This is a genomic window from Microbulbifer sp. TB1203 (genome assembly GCF_030997045.1).
Lineage (GTDB): Bacteria > Pseudomonadota > Gammaproteobacteria > Pseudomonadales > Cellvibrionaceae > Microbulbifer.
In genome coordinates, this window is sequence record NZ_CP116899.1 from 4,933,586 (window position 1) to 4,949,727 (window position 16,142).

At 64.1% G+C, this 16,142-nt stretch carries 18 protein-coding genes; 15 read left to right on the plus strand and 3 right to left on the minus strand.

Annotation, left to right across the window (positions count from 1 at the left end):
- The 9 genes from ribD to ribA all read left to right on the plus strand — a co-directional run bounded on the left by ribD (nucleotide 1) and on the right by ribA (nucleotide 7,281).
- A complete protein-coding gene (gene ribD / locus PP263_RS20925) occupies nucleotides 1–1,146 on the plus strand; it encodes a bifunctional diaminohydroxyphosphoribosylaminopyrimidine deaminase/5-amino-6-(5-phosphoribosylamino)uracil reductase RibD (protein ID WP_308366008.1) in 1,146 nt (381 codons plus the stop codon).
- Nucleotides 1,146–1,808, plus strand: coding sequence for a riboflavin synthase (locus tag PP263_RS20930; RefSeq protein ID WP_308366009.1), 663 nt, complete (start codon nucleotides 1,146–1,148; stop codon nucleotides 1,806–1,808). Before ribD ends, PP263_RS20930 begins: the two co-directional genes overlap by 1 nt.
- An 87-nt stretch (nucleotides 1,809–1,895) precedes the next feature.
- The gene (ribBA, locus tag PP263_RS20935) at nucleotides 1,896–3,011 is read left to right on the plus strand and encodes a bifunctional 3,4-dihydroxy-2-butanone-4-phosphate synthase/GTP cyclohydrolase II (RefSeq protein ID WP_308366010.1); all 1,116 of its coding nucleotides are present in this window, start codon (nucleotides 1,896–1,898) and stop codon (nucleotides 3,009–3,011) included.
- 96 nt (nucleotides 3,012–3,107) lie between these two features.
- The gene (ribE, locus tag PP263_RS20940; protein ID WP_308366011.1) at nucleotides 3,108–3,578 is read left to right on the plus strand and encodes a 6,7-dimethyl-8-ribityllumazine synthase; all 471 of its coding nucleotides are present in this window, start codon (nucleotides 3,108–3,110) and stop codon (nucleotides 3,576–3,578) included.
- 213 nt (nucleotides 3,579–3,791) lie between these two features.
- Nucleotides 3,792–4,232: a transcription antitermination factor NusB gene (gene nusB / locus PP263_RS20945; protein ID WP_308366012.1), complete on the plus strand. Its 441-nt coding sequence runs from the start codon at nucleotides 3,792–3,794 to the stop codon at nucleotides 4,230–4,232.
- 23 nt (nucleotides 4,233–4,255) lie between these two features.
- Nucleotides 4,256–5,209 carry a thiamine-phosphate kinase gene (thiL, locus tag PP263_RS20950; RefSeq protein ID WP_308366014.1) on the plus strand — a complete coding sequence of 318 codons (954 nt, stop codon included), beginning with the start codon at nucleotides 4,256–4,258 and terminating at the stop codon, nucleotides 5,207–5,209.
- A 119-nt stretch (nucleotides 5,210–5,328) separates the two neighbouring features.
- Nucleotides 5,329–5,808, plus strand: coding sequence for a phosphatidylglycerophosphatase A (locus tag PP263_RS20955; RefSeq protein WP_308366015.1), 480 nt, complete (start codon nucleotides 5,329–5,331; stop codon nucleotides 5,806–5,808).
- A gap of 9 nt (nucleotides 5,809–5,817) precedes the next feature.
- The gene (locus tag PP263_RS20960) at nucleotides 5,818–6,465 is read left to right on the plus strand and encodes a TIGR02281 family clan AA aspartic protease (RefSeq protein WP_308366016.1); all 648 of its coding nucleotides are present in this window, start codon (nucleotides 5,818–5,820) and stop codon (nucleotides 6,463–6,465) included.
- Nucleotides 6,466–6,675: 210 nt separating this feature from the next.
- Nucleotides 6,676–7,281 (plus strand): GTP cyclohydrolase II, encoded by a 606-nt coding sequence (gene ribA, locus PP263_RS20965; RefSeq protein WP_308366017.1) that lies wholly within the window; start codon nucleotides 6,676–6,678, stop codon nucleotides 7,279–7,281.
- Nucleotides 7,282–7,508: 227 nt separating this feature from the next.
- On the opposite strand, the gene PP263_RS20970 is transcribed toward ribA, so the two are convergent.
- The gene (locus PP263_RS20970; protein ID WP_308366018.1) at nucleotides 7,509–7,937 is read right to left on the minus strand and encodes a TraR/DksA C4-type zinc finger protein; all 429 of its coding nucleotides are present in this window, start codon (nucleotides 7,935–7,937) and stop codon (nucleotides 7,509–7,511) included.
- A gap of 142 nt (nucleotides 7,938–8,079) precedes the next feature.
- On the opposite strand from PP263_RS20970, the gene PP263_RS20975 reads away from it, so the two are divergent.
- The 4 genes from PP263_RS20975 to PP263_RS20990 are packed head-to-tail and all read left to right on the plus strand — an operon-like array spanning nucleotide 8,080 to nucleotide 10,425.
- On the plus strand, nucleotides 8,080–8,442 hold the full coding sequence (locus PP263_RS20975) for a MerC domain-containing protein (protein ID WP_308366019.1): 363 nt from the start codon (nucleotides 8,080–8,082) through the stop codon (nucleotides 8,440–8,442).
- A gap of 9 nt (nucleotides 8,443–8,451) precedes the next feature.
- Nucleotides 8,452–8,949, plus strand: a complete 498-nt coding sequence (locus tag PP263_RS20980) for a DUF2796 domain-containing protein (RefSeq protein WP_308366020.1) — start codon at nucleotides 8,452–8,454, stop codon at nucleotides 8,947–8,949.
- A 3-nt stretch (nucleotides 8,950–8,952) separates the two neighbouring features.
- Entirely contained in the window at nucleotides 8,953–9,420 is a 468-nt protein-coding gene (locus PP263_RS20985; protein WP_308366021.1) for a transcriptional repressor, read from the plus strand.
- A complete protein-coding gene (locus PP263_RS20990) occupies nucleotides 9,421–10,425 on the plus strand; it encodes a GTP-binding protein (protein ID WP_308366022.1) in 1,005 nt (334 codons plus the stop codon).
- A gap of 132 nt (nucleotides 10,426–10,557) precedes the next feature.
- On the opposite strand, the gene fghA is transcribed toward PP263_RS20990, so the two are convergent.
- Together fghA and PP263_RS21000 are read right to left on the minus strand one after the other, a co-directional pair.
- Complete coding sequence (fghA, locus tag PP263_RS20995) at nucleotides 10,558–11,397, minus strand: S-formylglutathione hydrolase (protein WP_308366023.1); 840 nt, start codon at nucleotides 11,395–11,397, stop codon at nucleotides 10,558–10,560.
- A gap of 12 nt (nucleotides 11,398–11,409) precedes the next feature.
- Entirely contained in the window at nucleotides 11,410–12,528 is a 1,119-nt protein-coding gene (locus PP263_RS21000) for an S-(hydroxymethyl)glutathione dehydrogenase/class III alcohol dehydrogenase (RefSeq protein ID WP_308368650.1), read from the minus strand.
- A gap of 152 nt (nucleotides 12,529–12,680) precedes the next feature.
- Here PP263_RS21000 and PP263_RS21005 point away from each other — a divergent pair, with 152 nt between their 5' ends.
- Together PP263_RS21005 and PP263_RS21010 are read left to right on the plus strand one after the other, a co-directional pair.
- Complete coding sequence (locus tag PP263_RS21005) at nucleotides 12,681–13,571, plus strand: LysR substrate-binding domain-containing protein (protein ID WP_308366024.1); 891 nt, start codon at nucleotides 12,681–12,683, stop codon at nucleotides 13,569–13,571.
- A 196-nt stretch (nucleotides 13,572–13,767) separates the two neighbouring features.
- Nucleotides 13,768–15,987, plus strand: coding sequence for a S46 family peptidase (locus PP263_RS21010; RefSeq protein WP_308366025.1), 2,220 nt, complete (start codon nucleotides 13,768–13,770; stop codon nucleotides 15,985–15,987).
- Nucleotides 15,988–16,142 lie beyond the last annotated feature (155 nt).

Genomic DNA, 16,142 nt, shown 5'->3' on the forward strand with positions numbered 1-16,142 from the left:
ATGCTGCCCCGGGAACTGATGGCGCGGGCGGTACAGCTCGCGGAGCGCGGCCTTTACACCACCATGCCCAATCCCCGGGTCGGCTGCGTGATCGCCGACGGCGACGGCCGGATCCTCGGCGAGGGCTGGCACCGGCGCGCCGGCCTGCCCCACGCGGAGATCGAGGCGCTCACCGACGCCGGCGAGCGATCCCGCGGTGCCACTGTCTACGTCACCCTGGAACCCTGCAGCCACAGCGGCCGCACCGGCCCCTGCGCCGACGCCCTGATCGAGGCCGGCGTGGCGAAGGTGGTTTACGGTATGCAGGACCCCAACCCCGCGGTGGGCGGGCAGGGGTTGCAGAGGCTGCGCGATGCCGGCATCGAGGTGGAGGGACCACTGCTTGAAGAGCAGTGCCGAGCCCTCAACCCCGGCTTTATCAAGCGCATGGCCCTGGGTCTGCCGCTGGTGCGCATCAAATCCGCCATGAGCCTGGACGGCCGCACCGCCATGGCCAGCGGCGAGTCCAAGTGGGTCACCGGTCCCGCCGCGCGCGCCGACGTGCAGCGGCTGCGCGCGCGCAGCTGCGCGGTGGTCACCGGGGTGGAGACGGTGCGCTTCGACAACCCCAACCTGAACGTGCGCGCCGACGAAATGGCCCTGGAGCTGCTCGCCTCGGAAAGTGCGGCCCAAATGATCATGGTGCAAGAGGTACAGCCGTTGCGGGTGATCGTCGACAGCCGCCTGCGCACCCCTGCGAACGCCTTTATTCTGCAGGGGGATGCCCCCACCTTGATCTGCACCACCGAGGGGGCGGACAATGCGCGCCGCGAGCGCCTGCAGGCTGCCGGTGCGGAAGTGCTCACCCTGCCGGCGGGTGCCGACGGCCGTGTGGACCTGAGTGCACTGCTGGCGGAACTGGTCCGGCGCGAGTGCAACGAGGTACTGATCGAGAGCGGCGCCACCCTCTCCGGCGAGTTTCTCTACCGCGGCCATGTGGACGAACTGATCGTGTACATGGCCCCGAAGCTGTTGGGCAGCACCGCCCGGCCGCTGTTCGAGCTGCCCATCGAGCGTATGGGTTCGGTGCTGCCAGTAACGATCACCGATATGCGCGCAGTGGGGCACGACTGGCGCATTACAGCCACAACCGATATAGAACGCTGATGTTTACCGGAATTATCGAAGCCATCGGCGAAATCGCTGAACTGAGGCCCCAGGGCGGCGACCTGCGCCTGCGGGTCAAAACCGGCAAGCTGGACCTGTCCGACGTACAGCTGGGCGACAGTATCGCCACCAACGGCGTCTGCCTCACGGTGGTGGACCTGCCCGGCGACGGCTACTGGGCGGACGTCTCCGCGGAGACCCTGGCGGTGGCCACCGTCGGCGAGTGGAAGCGGGGCGAGCGGGTGAACCTGGAAAAGGCCCTGACCCCACAGACCCGCCTCGGCGGACATATCGTCAGCGGTCATGTGGATGGTATCGGTGAGGTGCTATGGCGCAGGTCCGAGGCCCGCGCCGAGCGTTTCCGCCTGCGCGCGCCGGATGCGCTGGCAAAATATATCGCCCACAAGGGCTCGATCACCGTCGACGGCACCAGCCTCACGGTCAACGCGGTGGAAGGCGGCGAGTTCGAACTCACCATAGTGCCGCACACCCTGCGGGAGACGATTATGGGCGACTATGCCGCCGGCACCCGGGTCAATCTGGAGGTTGACCTGATCGCGCGCTACCTGGAGCGGTTGCTGCTGGGCGACAAGGCTGCCGAGCCGGAGAGCGATGGCCTTACGGTGGAATTTCTGGCCAAGCACGGTTTTTACAAGGCTTAGGAATCCTTTCTACGGCGTCATTCCGGCGAAGTTGTATCGTAGGATGGGCAAAGCGAAGCGTGCCCATCAAACACACACGAGAGTTTTATGGAATTAAATACGGTTGAAGAACTGATCGACGATATCCGCCAGGGCAAGATGGTGATCCTGATGGATGACGAGGATCGCGAGAACGAGGGCGACCTGGTGATGGCCGCGGAGCAGGTGCGCGCCGAGGATATCAACTTTATGGCCACCCACGCCCGCGGTCTGATCTGTATGCCCATGTCCCGGGAGCGCTGCGAGCAGTTGGATCTGCCGCTGATGTCGCGGGACAACGGCGCCCAGTTCAGCACCAACTTCACCGTGTCCATCGAGGCGGCCGAGGGGGTCACCACCGGTATTTCCGCCGCCGATCGCGCGCGCACCGTGCGCGCTGCAGTGGCGCGCAATGCGAAGCCGCAGGATATCGTGCAGCCGGGGCATATTTTTCCGATCATGGCCCAGCCCGGCGGTGTACTGAGCCGCGCCGGCCACACCGAGGCCAGCTGCGACCTGTCGCGCCTGGCCGGCTTCGAGTCGGCGGCGGTGATCGTGGAGATCATGAACGAGGACGGCACTATGGCGCGCCGCCCGGACCTGGAAGCCTTTGCGCAAAAGCACAAGCTGAAGATCGGTACCATCGCCGACCTGATCAACTACCGCGCCCTCAACGAAAAAACCGTGGAGTGCACCAACGAGCGTCAGGTGCACACCGAGTTCGGCGAATTCAAACTGCGCACCTACCTGGACAAGGCCCGCCGCGAGCGCCACTTCGCGTTCGTGAAAGGCAATCTCGCCCCGGAGGAACCGACCCTGGTGCGGGTGCACGTGGGCAATACCCTGCGCGACGTGCTCGGCATCCGGCGCGGCGATGAGAAATTTGTCCCCTGGACCTTCCGCACCGCCATGCAGCGGGTGGCGCAGGAGGGCAAGGGCGTGGTGGTGCTGATCTGCCACAACGAGACCACCGAGGAGATCGAGGAGAGCATCGATTGGCTGATCAGTGGCAAGCAGCAACGCCCCAGCCAGGACCTGGTGTACAAGCAGGTGGGCACCGGCTCCCAGATACTGCGCGATCTGAATGTGCGCAAAATGCGCTTGATGAGCGCGCCGTTCAAGTTCAGCGCCATCTCCGGTTTCGACCTGGAAGTGGAAGAATATCTGAACATCGACCAGGAATAGTTTGTTTGTAGGATTGGGCAAAGCGCAGCGTGCCCATCATGCGAAAATTGATGGGCACGCTGCGCTTTGTCCATCCTACGCGATAGAAAAGAAATTATGAGCGATATCCAAGTAATCGAAGGCGATTTCACCAACTGCCAGGGCAAATACGCGCTGCTGGTGAGCCGCTGGAACAGTTTTGTGGTGGAAAGCCTCAAGAGCGGCGCCCTGGACACACTGCGCCGCAAAGGCATCAAGGACGAGGACATCACCATCTATTACGCCCCGGGCGCATTTGAGTTTCCCCTGGCCGCGCAGAAGCTGGCCAACAGCGGAAATTTCGATGCGATCATCGCCCTGGGCGCGGTGATCCGCGGCGGCACGCCGCACTTCGAATACGTCGCCGGCGAGTGCACCAAGGGCCTGGCCCAGGTGTCCCTGAACAGCGGCGTGCCGGTGACCTTCGGCGTGCTCACCGTGGACTCCATCGAGCAGGCCATAGAGCGCGCCGGCACCAAGGCGGGCAACAAGGGCTGCGAAGCGGCGGAAACCGCGCTGGAAATGGTTTCCCTGCTCGGAAAAATATAATCCAGGGTTTGCGAAGAACCTGTAGGAGCGGGCCATGCCCGCGACCCTGGGAGCGCCGAGCTCCAGCTCGGCTTGCGGGCCTCAGGCCCGCTTCTGAAAGAATGCTTAATCCACGGCGCGGGCTGCGCCCGCGTTGCCGAGCTGGAGCTCGGCGTTCCCAGGGGCCCGCTCCTACAGAGTACCTACCGGAAAGTGAAAGGCCGGAATGAATTTATGACAGTTACCGCATCGACCCGCCGCAAGGCGCGCCACTACGCCATGCAGGCGCTCTACCAGTGGCAGATGGCCGGCGCCAGCCTGAACACTATCGAGGCCGAGTTCCGTACCGACAACGATATGAGCAAGACAGATGTGGACTACTTCCACGATCTGCTCCACGGTGTGGCGAAAGAACTCGACGAAGTGGAGGGTGCCTTCGAGCCGCACCTGGACCGCGCCATCGACGGCCTGGACCCGGTGTCCCGCGCGCTGCTGCGCATGTCCAGCTACGAACTGAAAAACCGCATCGACGTACCTTACAAGGTGGTGATAAACGAGGCGGTGGCGCTGGCAAAGAAATTCGGCCCCACGGATTCCTACAAGTTCATTAACGGGATCCTCGACAAGACCGCTGCGGATCTGCGGGCGACGGAAGTCGCCGCAGATAAAAAGTAGCGGCGACGGGCGGTAACGACTCCGTGCGCGGCCCCGGCGAATTTGCAATTATCCGCGATTACTTCGCCCGTGCGCCCCAGGGCCCGGGGGTGGTGCTGGGAATCGGCGACGACTGCGCATTGCTGCAGCCGCCCGAGGGAGAACTGCTCGCCACCAGTGTGGATACCCTGGTTGCCGACAGGCACTTTCCCGCGAGCGCGGACCCGGCAGCCATCGCCGCTCGCGCGCTGCGGGTCAATCTCAGCGACCTGGCGGCGATGAATGCCAGGCCCTTGTGGTTCACCCTGGCGCTGACTCTGCCGGAGAGTGATGTGGATTGGCTGCGGGGATTTTCCCGCGGCCTGCTGGAGACAGCGGAGCTGTTCGGCATCTCCCTGGTGGGCGGCGACACCACCCGCGGGCCCCTGTCGATTACCATCCAGGTCACCGGCAGCAGCAAATTACCGCTGCGCCGCGACGGGGCCCGGGTTGGCGATGGCATTTATGTCAGCGGCCCGCTGGGCGCAGCCTCGGCGGCGCTGCCGGTGGTGCTGGGGCAACGGGTTGCCGCGGGGCAGGAGGAAGAAGCGGCGCGGCGGGCCTATTACTTTCCCGAGCCGCAACTGGCCCTGGCCGCGGCGGTCGGTGAACTGGCCGGCAGTGCAGTGGATATTTCCGACGGCCTGCTGGCGGACCTGGGACACATCTGCAACTGCAGCCGTGTCAGCGCGGACGTCCATATGGAATCGGTGCCAGTATCACCGCTGGCCCGGCAACTGGCCGGAGAAAGCGGGGCCCTGGAACTGGCCGCCACCGGCGGCGACGATTACCAGTTGTGTTTTACCGTTCCGAAGAAACACTGGTCCGCACTGGAAAAACTCGGGCTGGATATCGCGCGCATAGGAACCATTGTGCCGGCGGAGGGCAATCCCGAGGTGCGCAGTTGGCTGGATGGCCAGCCCTGGTCCCCGGCCCGGGCAGGTTACCAACACTTTTGATTTTCACCCTGTAGGAGCGGGCCATGCCCGCGATCGGACTGGGCTACGAAGTCGGATCGATCGCGGGCATGGCGGATGGCCGCCCCGCCGCTCCTACAGGGGATTAGTAGAGCCCCGGAATGAAACAGCCAAGCTTTTCCGACTTATTGCGCAGCCCCACCATGCTGCTGGCCTTCGGCTTCGGCTCCGGCCTGGCACCCAGGGCGCCGGGCACCTTCGGCACCCTGGCGGCGATCCCTGTCTGGCTGCTGCTGCAGCCGCTGACTCCCGTCGTCTACCTGGCGGTAGTGGTGGCCGCTGCGCTGCTGGGTTTTTATCTCTGCGAAGCGGCCTCGAAAAAACTCGGAGTGCACGACCACAGCGGTATCGTGTGGGACGAAATGGTGGGCTACTGGCTTACCATGTTTATGGCTCCCTCGGGCTGGATCTGGGCGCTCTACGGTTTCGCGCTGTTCCGCCTGTTCGATATCGCCAAGCCGCAGTTGATCGGCTGGGCGGACCGCCGGGTGCACGGTGGTGTGGGTATTATGCTCGACGATATACTGGCCGCCGTGTACGCGGCACTGGTACTGCAGTTGACCGCTCTGGTTATCGGGTAGGGAACGCCGATGGGAAAAAAACTGTTCGCTATATTCTTCACCGTCCTTTGTCTCACCCCACCGCTGGCCGCCCCGGCCCAGCAGGTGCAGCTCAAGGGCCTGTTCGGCAGCAGCGCCATGCTGGAGATCGATGGCCGCCAGCGCCTGCTGAAGAGCGGGCAGCAATCCCCCGAAGGGGTGAAGCTGTTGGAGGCCACTACCGATTACGCGCGGGTACGCATCGATGGCCGGGAGCAAAAACTGACCCTGGACGCGCCGGTGGCGGCCAGCTACCAACGGGCCGAGCGCGCGGAGGTGCGCCTGATGCCGGACAGCCGGGGACATTACAGCACCAGCGGCTGGGTCAACGGCCGCCGCGTATCGATGATGGTGGATACCGGGGCCACCAGCATCGCGTTCAACTACCCCACCGCGCGCCGCCTGGGCCTGGATCTGGAGCGGGCCCAGCCGATCCGGGTGAGCACCGCCAACGGCGTTACCCAGGCCTACCGGCTGAAACTGGACAGCGTCACCATCGGTGGCATCAAGCTGCACAGCGTGGACGCCACGGTGCACACGGATGATTTCCCCCAGATCACCCTGCTGGGCAACAGCTTTCTCAGCCGGGTGGATATGGAGCAGCAGCGCGGAGTTCTGATATTGCGCGCGCGAAATTGAGGTGCGGTTGCGGCACCAATGTCGCCGAATTATGTGATGTCCGGGATGCGAAGGTCCTGATGCCGGTAGCTTTTTGCGGGACTGTCCGCGAGAGGGACCTCGCGGACAAGCCTCCAGGGATGGATTTACGGCGTGTCCCGCAAAAAGCTACCGGTAGCAGGGCCGCCACTTCCCTGCATGCGGCGTCAACCCAAATTGAGAGGTAAAGATTTGACCATTCGCTATGTGGAATCCTCGAAACTGCCCACTCCCTGGGGCATGTTCGCGATGCACGGGTTCGAGGACACTGAATCCGGCAAGGAGCACCTGGTGCTCACCATGGGGGATATGGACACCGGGGAGCCTCTGCTCGCGCGGATTCACTCCGAGTGCCTGACCGGCGATGCACTCTTTTCCCTGCGCTGCGACTGCGGCGCCCAGCTGCAACACGCCATGCACCGCATTGCCATCGAAGGGCGCGGGGCCATCTTCTATCTTCGCCAGGAGGGACGTGGCATCGGCCTGCTCAACAAGATCCGCGCCTACCACCTGCAGGACTGCGGCGCGGATACCGTGGAGGCCAACGAGCAACTGGGTTTCGGTGCGGATATGCGCGACTACTCGATCCTCAAGTCGATGCTGGAATACCTGGGGGTGAAGTCCGTTCGCCTGATGACCAACAACCCGCGCAAGGTGAAGGCGGTGGAGGAATTGGGCATCGAAGTGGTGGAGCGGCTGCCGCATGAGACCGGGCGTAACCCGCACAATGTGAAATACCTCTCCACCAAGAAAGGCAAGTTGGGACACCTGTTCGAGGACGACGAAGAGCAGGGGTGACCTGACGAGCCCGGCATTCTCACTTGGCGGTCACAAATTCTTCACGAAACTGTCACGGGCCGGCAACGCCGCCGGGCGATGCTTGGTATCGAGTCTGGTGTTGCGGGCGGAACTTTCCGCAGCGTCTATACTCAAACCATCAGGTTGCCGTCAGTCGAGAAAGGTGATGCACTGGCAGCAGTCCGATAAGAAAGCCGGCGTAATGCCGGCTTTTGCTTTTTTGCCCTTCATTTCCTCCGCTTGATGTAGTTGCGCTCCAGTTCCTCCTGCCGGGCCTTTTCCTCGAAAGACAGCTCCGCGGTGGGCCGCAGCAGCAAACGCTGCTGGCCGATGGGGTCGCCGCTGATCTCACAGTAGCCGTAACTGCCGTCCTCTATTTTCTCCAGTGCCCGGTGGATCTTGCGCAGCAGCAGGTATTTGCGCTCGGTAAAGCGCAGGCGCTGGCGGTTCTCCTCCTCCGCGGCCGCCCGGTCCAGTTCGTCGGCGGCGGCCAGTTCCGCGGTGGCGATGGCCCGCCTGCCGGACTCTATCTCCGCCTGGGTTTCTGCCTTCAGCTCCAGCAGGCGCTGCCGGAAAAAGACCAGCTGGTGCTCGTTCATATAGTCCGAAGCGGGCATCTGCAGCAGTTTTCGCTCGCTGATTGGGGAAGGGGGCATCGACGGTGTACCTGGTTGGATTTGGTTGAGCAGGCTATGATATAACGTATCATTCAGCCTATCATAAAATTGCTTGAAGCAAGTGCGCAAGCCGGGTGCCGCAGCCCCGCGCTGAGCGCCAAACTGAGCTGGAGGATTACCGGTGAGAGACGCCGCGGGGATGTTTGTTTCCGGCCTGTGCCTGGCCCACTGCCTGCTGACGCCGGCGCTGTTGGCCCTGGGCGGTTTCGGGGTGCTGGGCGCATTGCTGGAGGACCGCCTGGTCCACCTGATGTTGCTGTTGCCGGTGCTGCTGCTGGCCCTGTCCAGCTTTCCCGGCGCCTGCCGCCGCCACCGGCGCCCGGCGGTGATGGTGGCCGGCTTCTCGGGCCTGCTGTTGCTGGCGGTCGCGCTCTGCCTGGAGGGCACCTGGGAGCTGCTGGCCAGCGTCGGCGGTGCCGGTCTGCTGGTGGCGTCCCACTGGGTGAACCGGCGCCTGCTGTGCGGCCAGCCGATTGCGGACTAGGGGGTGGCAATGAAGAAGATGGCTGTTTTCGCTACTGCACTTCTCTTCGCCGGGGCGGCCATCGGCGATGGCGGTGCCCATGTGCACGGCGAGGCGCGACTTCATATCGCCCTTGAGGGGGACAGCCTCTATGCCGAATTCGAGTCGCCGGCGGCGAACCTGGTGGGGTTCGAGCACCGCCCGGTGAATCTGCAGCAGGAGGCGTTGCTGGAACAGGCCGGCCGGACTCTCGCTGGCGCCGACCGTTTCCTGCTGCCGGAAGGCGCCGGCTGCCGCCTGCTGGAGGCCGATGTGGAGGTGCCCCAGGGCTCCCAGACGGGGGGACACGCCAGCTTCCGCGCCAGCTATCGTTTTCAGTGTGATAATCTGGCCCGGCTCGATACCATCGGCGTGGCGCTGTTTACGAGTTTCCCCGGTATTCACAGGATCGCCGTGCAATGGCTGACCCCGGAGGGGCAGGGCGCCACCTCGCTCACTGCGCGAAACAACCAGCTGCAATTGAAATAATCCATGAAAGCATCCGAACTCAAACAGACCCTGGGCAAGGCGGAGCAGAGCTGCCGCGCCTCCGGGGCCCGGCTCACAGAGAAGCGCAGGAATATTCTCGCCATTCTGCTGCGCGCCAAGACCCCGCTTTCCGCCTACGAGATCGCGGACCAGTACAGCCGCGACTACGATGAGTCCATCCCCGCCATGTCGGTGTACCGCATGCTGGATTTCCTGGCCGCGGAAAACCTGGCGCACAAGCTCAACTCGGAAAACAAATACCTGGCCTGTGGCCACATCGCCTGCGACCACCGCCACGAAACGCCGCAGTTCCTGATCTGCAGCCGCTGCAACAAAGTGCGGGAAATCGGTATCAAGCCGGAGGTGATCGCCGCGCTGCGCGACACCGTGGAGGGTTCCGGCTATCGCCTGCTCACTTCGCAACTGGAGCTGGACTGCCTGTGCGAGGACTGCGCGCGGAGTGCGGCTTAGATGCCGGCGCGCGAGGAGATCCGCCGGGTCCCCGCCAATGTAATCACCGGCTACCTGGGCGTCGGCAAGACTACCGCCATCCGCCACCTGCTGGAGAGCAAGCCGCGGGACGAGCGCTGGGCGGTGCTGGTCAACGAATTCGGCGAGGTGGGCATAGACGGCGGCCTGTTCGGCGCGGGGGAGGGAGAGGACATCTTTATCCGCGAGGTGCCCGGCGGCTGCATGTGCTGCGCCGCCGGCCTGCCCATGCAGGTGGCCCTGAACCAGCTGCTCACCAGGGCCAGGCCCCAGCGGCTGCTGATCGAACCCACTGGCCTCGGCCACCCGCGGGAGGTGCTGGGCGCCCTCTCCGACTCGGTGCGCGCCGGCGTGCTGGACCTGCGCGCCACCCTCACCCTGGTGGATGCGCGCAACCTGGCGGACGAACGTTACCTGCGCAGCGATACCTTCCGCCAGCAACTGGATGTGGCGGATTTGCTGGTGGCCAACAAGGCGGATCTCTACGGCTCCCAGGACCTGGAAAACCTGCGCCGCTTCCTCGCCCTCGGGGAAAATACCGCGGGCAAGCCGCTGCAAGCGGTGGAGCAGGGGCGCATCCAACTGGAATGGCTGCGGGCCCCGAGCGGATTCCGTCCGCCGGATGGTCACGGTCACGGCCACACGCCGCCCCCCCCGGTGGAAGAGGAACCGCTGCCGGAGTGCGGCTACCGGCGCCTGGAGAACAGCGGCGAGGACCACCACAGTTGCGGCTGGCGCTTCGCCCCGGCGCTGGTGTTCCGTTTCGACGAACTCTTTTCCCTGATCAGCGGCGCCGCCGCGGAGCGGGTGAAAGGGGTGTTTATCACCGAGCGGGGCGTATTCGGCTTCAACAAGGCGGACGCGGTGCTCAGTGTGGTGGAGCTGGACGATACACTGGACAGCCGGGTGGAGGTGATCGACCGCGAGCGCGGGGATTGGGAGCAGTTGGAGTCCGCCTGGCTGGATGCCCTGGAGATCGATCGTTAAACCCGGCCGCCAGCAGGCTCCTGCCGTAGGGTGCACCGCGCGCACCGAATGTGGCTCGGGGCCCCGGTGACGCCCAGCCGGTGCGCACGGCGCACCCTACATCCCCTGGCCCGGCATAGAAATTGCCGGGCGCTACAGGCCCAGGTACCGCGCGTGAAACCGCAGGTGCTCTTCGATAAAGCTGGCGATAAAGTAGTAGCTGTGGTCGTAGCCCTCGCGGCGCCTCAGCTGCAGCGGGTAGTCGCTGGCCGCGGCCGCCGCTTCCAGCATCTCCGGCTTCAACTGCTCGGCCAGGAAGTCGTCCGCCTCTCCCTGATCCACCAGCGCCGGCACCTTGGCGGTTGCCCGGCGCATCAGCAGGCTCGCATCGTATTCCTCCCAGTCCGTGGTGTTCCCGCCCAGGTAGGCGGTAAACGCCTTCCTGCCCCAGGGGCAGTTGACCGGATTGGCGATGGGGCTGAACGCGGATACCGAGCGGTAGCGTTCCGGGTTGCGCAGCGCCAGCACCAGTGCGCCGTGGCCGCCCATCGAATGGCCGGCGATGGCGCGCTCGCCGCTGACCGGAAACAATGATTCCACCAGCTTTGGCAGTTCGTCGAGCACATAGTCGTACATGCGGTAGTGGCGGCTCCACGGGGCTTCGGTCGCGTTGACGTAGAAGCCCGCTCCCTGGCCCAGGTCGTAGCCTTCGTCGTCGGCGACCGCTTCGCCCCGGGGGCTGGTGTCCGGGGCCACCAGCGCCATCCCCAGGCGGGCGGCGAACTGCTGGGCGCCGGCCTTCTGCATAAAGTTTTCGTCGGTGCAGGTCAGTCCGGACAGCCAGTAGAGCGCCGGCACCTTCTCGCCCAAGGCCGTTTGCGGGGGCAGGTAGATGGCAAAGCGCATCTCGCAGTTGAGGGATTCGGACTGGTGGCGGTACTGCTTATGCCAGCCGCCGTAGCTCCGATTGCTGCTCAGGTTTTCAATGGTCATCGCCAACTCCGGTCACTGGTCGAAATGGATGACCGAGCGGATGCTCTCGCCGCGGTGCATCAGGTCGAAGGCCTCGTTGATTTTGTCCAGGCCCATGGTGTGGGTGATGAAATCGTTCAGCTTGAACTCACCGCTCAGGTAGCGCTCGACGATAGCGGGGAGCTCGGAGCGGCCCTTGACCCCGCCGAAGGCGGTCCCTCTCCAGACCCGGCCGGTGACCAGTTGGAAGGGGCGGGTGGAGATCTCCTGGCCGGCGCCGGCCACGCCGATGATCACCGATTCCCCCCAGCCCTTGTGGCAGCACTCCAGCGCCGAGCGCATGACGTCGACGTTGCCAATACACTCGAAGGAGTAGTCCACGCCGCCGTCGGTCAGATCGACGATCACTTCCTGGATCGGCTTGTCGTAGTCCTTCGGGTTGATACAGTCAGTGGCGCCCAACTGGCGCGCCAGCTCGAACTTGCTCTCGTTGATATCGATGGCGATGATGCGCCCGGCCTTGGCCATGGTGGCGCCGATCACCGCCGACAGGCCGATACCCCCCAGACCGAAGATGGCGACACTGGCCCCCTCTTCGACCTTGGCGGTGTTCATCACCGCGCCCATCCCGGTGGTGACGCCACAGCCGAGCAGGCAGACCTCCTCCAGCGGCGCCGCCTTGTCGACCTTGGCCAGGGAGATTTCCGGCAGCACCGTGTATTCGGAGAAGGTGGAACAGCCCATATAGTGGTGGATGGGGTGTCCATCCTTGTAAAAGCGGGTGGTGCCGTCCGGCATCAGGCCCTTGCCCTGGGTCTCGCGGATCTTGCCGCACAGGTTGGTCTTGCCGGACCGGCAGAATTTGCACTCGCCGCACTCCGGCGTGTACAGCGGGATCACGTGGTCGCCCACCGCGACGCTGGTCACGCCTTCGCCCACCGCCTCGACGATACCGCCACCCTCGTGCCCGAGAATCGACGGGAAGATGCCTTCCGGATCGTCCCCGGACAGGGTAAAGGCATCGGTGTGGCAGACACCGGACGCGACCACACGCACCAGCACCTCGCCCGCCTGTGGCGGCATTACATCGACTTCTTCGATAGACAGCGGTTGTCCGGGGCCCCAGGCCACGGCGGCTCTGGACTTGATCATCTCGGTCATTGCGCATTCCTCCTTTGTTTGGCGGCGGTACCGCCGGTCGGAGGCGAGTCTATCTGTTTCCATATCCTTTATAATCACAGTATTCTGAAATTTATATTTTCTATTTGGTAACAATCAGGTATGCCTCCGGGGGAGGGGGAACGATGGTCAGTTGGGAAGGGGTCAGCGAATTTGTGGCTGTTGCCGAGGCCGGCAGCTTCACCGGCGCGGCCGGGAGGCTGGGGATTTCCACGGCTCAGGTCAGCCGCCAGGTCAGCGCCCTGGAGGCCAGGCTGTCGACCAGGCTGTTTTATCGCACTACCCGCAAAGTCTCGGTGACCGAACCGGGGCAGGTCTACTACCGGCACTGCCGCCAGGTGCTCGACGGGCTGGAGGAGGCGGAGCGCGCCATTACCGACCTGCAGCAGGTGCCCAGGGGGAGGCTCAGGCTGACGGCGCCGGTTACCTACGGGGAGACGACCCTGGCCCCACTGGTCAACGACTTTGCGCTGCGCTACCCGGAGCTGCAGGTGGAGATGCACCTGACCAATCAAAAGCTGGACCTGGTGGCGGAGGGCTATGATCTCGCCATCCGGCTGGGCAAGCTGGACGACTCCAGCATGATGGCGCGGCGGCTCGCGTCGCGAACCCTGTACGTCTGCGCCTCCCCGGAATACCTGTCCTCCCGCGGCGAGCCCCACAGTCTGTCGGAACTGGGGCGGCACAACTGTCTGCCGGGGACGCTGGATTACTGGCGCTTTCAGGAGGGAAATCGGCCGCGGAATATCAAAGTCAGCGGCAGTATCCGTTGCAACAGCGGCTGGGCGCTGGTGGATGCCGCGCTGAAGGGGATCGGTATCGTGCAGCTGCCTGGCTACTATGTGCGCGAGCACCTGGGAGCGGGCCGTTTGATTTCCCTGCTGGAACACTACCGCGAGGCTGACGACGGCATCTGGGCCCTCTATCCCCACAATCGCCACCTGTCGCCGAAGGTGAGTCTGTTGTTGGATTATTTCAGTGAGTACCTTGGCGATTCGATCGTCCCGGATCAATAAGCTCCCCAATGGCGTGATGCCACTGACGGGCCGGCGCTACAATATGATACTTTATATCATAAAGAGGGGCTGCGGTGTGCTTGCAAAACTGTCGCGAAAAGGCGAAGTGCTGGAGTTCAGTCCACTCATTCGCCGGCCAACCCCGCGCATAATTTCGTTGATTCCTGGATAAGTGCTTTTAAAAACTGGAGTACCCATGAAAATAAAATATCTCCTCGCCCTGGCGGCCGCGGCGCTGCTCGTCGGTTGCGCCGAGTCCAATGACCCCGCGCCGGTGGCAACCGACTCCACCGAGGGCATGTGGCAGCCGCACCAGCTGCCGGAACTGGCGGATGAGCTGAGTCGCCTGGGCCTGGAGCTGGACCCGGCGGGCATGACCAAGCTCACCGACTTCCCGATGAACGCGGTGATCAGCCTGGGCGGTTGCTCTGCGTCTTTCGTATCCCCCAAGGGGCTGGTGGTCACCAACCACCACTGCGCCTACGGCTCCATCTCCTACAACTCCACCGAGGAGCGGGACCTGCTGGCGAACGGTTTTCTCGCCGGTGATCTCTCCGAGGAACTGCCCGCGGCCCCCGGTTCGCGCGTCTACGTGACCGTGGCCATGGACGAGGTAACCGGCAGGGTGAACGAGCGCCTGTCCGACGATATGGACGGCGCCGCGCGCTTCAAGGCCATCGAGGATGCGCAGAAGGCGCTGGTGGCGGAGTGCGAAAAGGAACCGGGCCACCGCTGCGAGGTGTACAGCTACTACGGTGGCCTCGACTACTACCTGGTCAAGCAACTGGAAATCCGCGACGTGCGCCTGGTACACGCACCCGCGTCCTCCATCGGCAAGTTCGGCGGCGATATCGACAACTGGATGTGGCCGCGCCACACCGGCGACTACGCCTTCTACCGCGCCTACGTAGGCAAGGACGGCAAACCCGCCGACTACGCCGAAGACAATGTGCCCTATCAACCCAAGCATTACCTGCCGGTGGCGGCGAAGGGGCCCGAGGAGGGAGACTTCGTAATGGTGGCCGGCTATCCCGGGCGCACCAACCGCTATCGCACCGCGCAGGAGGTGGAGAGCAATTTCGACTGGTATTACCCCACCATGCAACGGGTGCTGGAGGAGTGGTCGCAAACCATCGCCGCGGCCACCGCCGGCAACAAGGACGCGGAACTGAAATACGCCAGCCTGGTGGCGGGGCTGAACAATTACGCCAAGAACTTCACCGGCATGATGGAGGGCTACGGGCGCAGCGACTTGCTGCAGCGTAAGCGCAAGCTGGAGGAAGACCTGCAGTCCTGGGTGGAGGCGGACGGGCAGCGCCGCGAGAAATACCAATCCACCATCGACGACCTGGACGCACTGGTAGCGGAAAAGCAATCCACCCGCGAGCGGGATTTGGTGCTCAACTACATGGACCGCTCCGCCATGTTGGGCGCGGCACGCAAGCTCTATCGGCTGGCGGTGGAAAGTGAAAAGCCGGATGCGGAGCGCGAACCGGGTTACCAAAAGCGGGACCTGACCCGCTTTACCGAGGGCATGCGGCGCATAGAGCGCAGCTTCCACCCGGCGGTGGACAGGCAGATATGGCTCTACTTCCTGGAGCGCTACCTGGCGCTACCGGAGGAACAGCGCATTGCCAGCTTCGACGATTTCCTGGAAATCGACGGCGAGGATGCCGACCTGGAGGCAATGCTCGATAAGATGTACGCGAACACCCGCCTCGGGGAAACGGACGAGCGCCTCGCCTGGATCGGCAAAGCGCCCGCGGATTTCGCCGAAAGCGACGACCCCTTTATCCAACTGGCGGTGGCCGTGCACGAGGACATGCTCGCTCTGGAGCAGCGGGAAAAATCCATGGAAGGGCGCTTCGCGCAATTGCGCCCGCAGTACATGGCGCTGCTGATCGACTACTACCGCCAGCAGGGCAAACCGGTCTACCCGGATGCCAACAGCTCCCTGCGCGTCACCTACGGTCTGGTGAAAGGCTACACCCCGCCCGCCGGTACCGTGACTGCGGCGGCGGACGGCAACGACGGCGCGGACAGCTTCGTGCCCTTCACCACCCTGCGCGGTGTCAAAACCAAATACACCGGCGAGGAACCCTTCGACGCCCCCGAGGCGCTACTCAGCGCCATCGACAAGCGGGACTTCGGCCGCTATTACGACGAGCGGCTGGACTCGGTACCGGTGAATTTCCTGAGCACCGTGGATATCACCGGCGGCAACTCCGGCTCGCCCACCATGAACGGCCGCGGTGAACTGGTGGGGCTGGTATTCGACGGCACCTACGACAGCATCAACGCCGACTGGGACTTCACCGACAGCACCCGCGCCATCCACGTGGACGTGAGTTATATGTTGTGGGTGATGGAACACGTGGATGGCGCCGGGCACCTGGTGCGGGAGATGGGGTTATAGTTTTCGGGACCCAGGACCGCGGAGCTGTTTTTATGGGGCGCTGAAGGCTCCAGCTCCGCAAGCGGGCCGCAGGTCCGCGGAGGGCGAACACAAGGTTCGTCCCTACATTGCGCTTTCGTCGTTCCGGCGCAGGCCGGAACCCAGGGGCCACTGAA